The 341-nt window shown below is 61.6% G+C and carries 1 protein-coding gene; it reads left to right on the top strand.

Annotation, left to right across the window (positions count from 1 at the left end):
- Positions 1-13: 13 nt before the first annotated feature.
- The coding region (locus tag FAF44_RS53940) for a DNA topoisomerase (RefSeq protein ID WP_237111222.1) at positions 14-341 on the top strand (328 nt) is incomplete at its 3' end.

The following is a 341-nucleotide window of genomic DNA, read 5'->3' as shown; positions in this document are numbered from 1 at the left end:
TTATGGCGGAGATATGAGCAGTGATGACGAAGAAGAGAACTCGACGGATGAGCCCGCGGCCGGCAGTGTGAAGCTGCCGGAGCTGCGCGAGGGGGAAACCGTTAAGGTCCAGCGCTGCATTGTGCGTCCGGGCCGGACACAGCCGCCCAAACGTTATAATGAAGCCACTCTGCTGACCCAGATGGAGAAGCACGGGCTTGGTACGCCGGCGACCCGCGCCGACATTATCGAGAAGCTGGTCAGCTCCGATACGATCGAACGCCAAGGCAATCTGCTGCATCCGACAGGCAAGGGCAAGCAGCTGATCGGGCTGGTGTCAGCGGAGCTGCGCACGCCTGAGC

Origin of the sequence: Nonomuraea sp. MG754425, from assembly GCF_021699195.1 — a bacterium.
Taxonomy (GTDB): Bacteria; Actinomycetota; Actinomycetes; order Streptosporangiales; family Streptosporangiaceae; genus Nonomuraea.
This window is presented reverse-complemented; position numbering and strand designations above follow the sequence as displayed.